Origin of the sequence: Pseudorhodobacter sp. MZDSW-24AT (genome assembly GCF_002794355.1) — a bacterium.
Classification (GTDB): domain Bacteria; phylum Pseudomonadota; class Alphaproteobacteria; order Rhodobacterales; family Rhodobacteraceae; genus Pseudotabrizicola.
The window spans coordinates 1-2,340 of sequence record NZ_PGOI01000026.1 but is presented as its reverse complement, the minus strand read 5'-3'; the positions used below and the strand labels follow the sequence as shown (position 1 = coordinate 2,340).

Genomic DNA, 2,340 nt, shown 5'->3' with positions numbered 1-2,340 from the left:
TCAGCCCGGGCCAAGTCCGATGCCGCCTTGATCCTCAAGATCAATGCGGCCTGGGATGCGAACCGCAAACTCTATGACGCGCGGAAGATCTGGCATGTCTTGCGGCGGCAGGGTGAAGAGGCCGCCCGCTGCACAGTCGAACGTTTGATGCGCAGCTTGGGGATCAGGGGCGTGGTCCGTGTCAAGAAAATCATCACGACCAATCCTGACACATCTTTGCCGTGCCCGAACGACCAAGTGAACCGCCTGTTCAAGGCGGATCGGCCCAACAAGCTGTGGGTTTCAGACTTCACTGACGTGCCCAGATGGTCGGGAACAGTCTATGTCGCGTTCGTGATCGACGTGTTTGCCCGGCGGATCGTCGACTGGCGCGCCTCACTGTCGATGAAGACCCAGTTCGTGCCTGACGCACTGGATCAAGCAATATGGCAAAGAAAAACGCCGGATAACAAGAGCTTGGTGCATCACTCCGACCGCGGATCGCAATACCTGTCGATCAAAATACACTGAACGGCTGGCCGACGCCGAAATCGATCTTTCTGTAGGCACCGTCGGTGACGCCTACGACAATGCACAGGCCGAATGCGTGATTGGCCTGTTCAAGACCGAAGTCATCAACCAGATCGGCCCTTGGAAATCGATGCGCGAAGTCGAATGGGAAACCCTAAAGTGGCTCGATTGGTATAGCAACCGTCGCCTGCTCGGACCCATCGGATACATCCCGCCCGCAGAAGCAGAGGAGGCGTTCTATGCAAACCTGAACACACTCGATATGGTCGCCTCGTCATTGAACAAACCACCCTCCGGTAAACCCGGGGCGGTTCAGTGCCGCGGTGGCGGCTATGCCCGCGACGGTGCCGATGCGGGTCTAGACCGCCGCCCCGCCACCTCCTGCAGAGCCTCCGCCTGTTGTGACGGACCATGCAGTACGGCGGTCGACGAGGATCTCGCGGATCGCGTCGACAGGCCCATGGCAGAGCGCTAGATGGACGCCCAGCGAATAACGATAGCCGACGGTTTGGGCCTTGCTTCTACCGCCCATCGTCGGCCTCCGCGTTCGATGTTCCTTGTCCTGCCTCTCTTACCTCAGCCTGCAGGATCACCGGTTCGACCAGCGCATCGCCCGAGGCGCGCAAGGCCTCCGCCTCGATGCCGCCATCCAGAAACTCCTGCCAGTCCAACCCATGCCGCCGAAACCATGGCCGCACGCCTGCAAGGCAGTAGCGCGCTGCGCGCAGGTCCTGGATCGTCACGCGGGTCACTTCTTGCCGCCTTTCTTCTGAATGGGATCGACCCTCAGGTCTCCGGCCCAGACGACATTCGGGCCGGTGATCAAAACCGTGCCGAAGACGACCGGGATTGGTCGGCCTTCCGTGGCCGTGGGCAGGGTGAAGTCGTCGAGCCCTGCCGCCTGGGGCATCCCGACCTTGGGCCTCGGGTTCAGCGCATAGGAAATCGCAGAGAGCACGAGCCCGAGAACCAGCCGCGCGATGAAGGTGCAGACCATGGGTGATGCTCAGACGATTGAACTGCCGCCGAACGAATTGCGGCCCGGAATCTCGGGGAAGCCGCCGAAGTTTGCGAGGTTGCCGAACTTGGCCGTGCAGGTTGCTGCGCGCAGCTCGCATCCGGAAGCGATGTCGGCGACGAGAGGGATCGGATCACCGGTCTCCGGATTGACCTCGGGTGTGGCCAGCGCCGCTGCAAACTCCGGCATCGGCCGTGACAGCGTCAGGGTCGTTCCGATATGGTCGGTGATGAACCCAAGCTGAGCCCCGAACCTCAGCACCCCACCGCGAAACCAGCCATCGGGTTGGCCCGCCGCCTCCAGGATCGTCAGGGCATTGCCCGAGGCGGCCGTCACGGTGCCGGTCTGCCAGTGGAACCCGATGTCGAGCCCGCAACCACGGCCGTAGAGCGCATGGCGGCAAAGGCGTTGGTACTTCGCGCGGACACCGGCTCGGCGCAGGTACTGAAGACGGTTTCGCAGTTCAGAAGGATCTGCACACCCTCGACCTCGGCGCCCGCCATGCGGCCTTTCCAATGCGCCACGGTCTCGCCCAGCACCTGCTCATGGCCGCGGAAGATGGTCAGCGTCACTAGCGTGTTGCCCAAGGGGGGCGAGGAAGCGGCGTGCGAAAGAATGCGAGAGCGGCCAAGTCAATTCCAGCCGCCCACGTTCGATCTCGCTGGTTTGCACGACCTCGCCGTGGGAAGTGGCTTCGGCTTCCCAGTTGATCGTGCCGCCCTCGCTGGCTGCACTGGTCCAATCCGTGGCCCTGCTGGTGAAGCGCCATGGACTTACCCAGCTTTTGTGGAGAGCGTTTAGCTCACTTCCCG

The 2,340-nt window shown here is 62.3% G+C and carries 4 protein-coding genes and 1 pseudogene; 1 reads left to right on the top strand and 4 read right to left on the bottom strand.

The window, feature by feature from the left end; all coding sequences use genetic code 11:
- Window positions 1-781 (top strand): annotated as a pseudogene (locus CUR21_RS18495) (IS3 family transposase); the annotation flags it as partial.
- 250 nt (window positions 782-1,031) lie between these two features.
- Here CUR21_RS18495 and CUR21_RS18485 read toward each other — a convergent pair.
- Genes CUR21_RS18485 through CUR21_RS18985 form a run of 4 tightly spaced genes read right to left on the bottom strand, consistent with a single transcriptional unit; the run spans window position 1,032 to window position 2,100 of the window.
- Window positions 1,032-1,262 carry a hypothetical protein gene (locus tag CUR21_RS18485; RefSeq protein ID WP_100198540.1) on the bottom strand — a complete coding sequence of 77 codons (231 nt, stop codon included), beginning with the start codon at window positions 1,260-1,262 and terminating at the stop codon, window positions 1,032-1,034.
- Window positions 1,259-1,507, bottom strand: coding sequence for a hypothetical protein (locus CUR21_RS18480; RefSeq protein ID WP_100198539.1), 249 nt, complete (start codon window positions 1,505-1,507; stop codon window positions 1,259-1,261). The genes CUR21_RS18485 and CUR21_RS18480 overlap by 4 nt, the downstream gene beginning before the upstream one ends.
- A 9-nt stretch (window positions 1,508-1,516) precedes the next feature.
- Window positions 1,517-1,864, bottom strand: a complete 348-nt coding sequence (locus CUR21_RS18475; protein ID WP_157792066.1) for a phage BR0599 family protein — start codon at window positions 1,862-1,864, stop codon at window positions 1,517-1,519.
- Window positions 1,861-2,100 carry a hypothetical protein gene (locus tag CUR21_RS18985; protein WP_157792065.1) on the bottom strand — a complete coding sequence of 80 codons (240 nt, stop codon included), beginning with the start codon at window positions 2,098-2,100 and terminating at the stop codon, window positions 1,861-1,863. Before CUR21_RS18985 ends, CUR21_RS18475 begins: the two co-directional genes overlap by 4 nt.
- Between the last annotated feature and the right edge of the window lie 240 nt (window positions 2,101-2,340).

What these genes read in the sequence shown, in the direction of transcription:
- CUR21_RS18480 (WP_100198539.1), bottom strand. Translation starts at nt 1,507, where the DNA reads ATGGTCTGCACCTTCATCGCGCGGCTGGTTCTCGGGCTCGTGCTCTCT.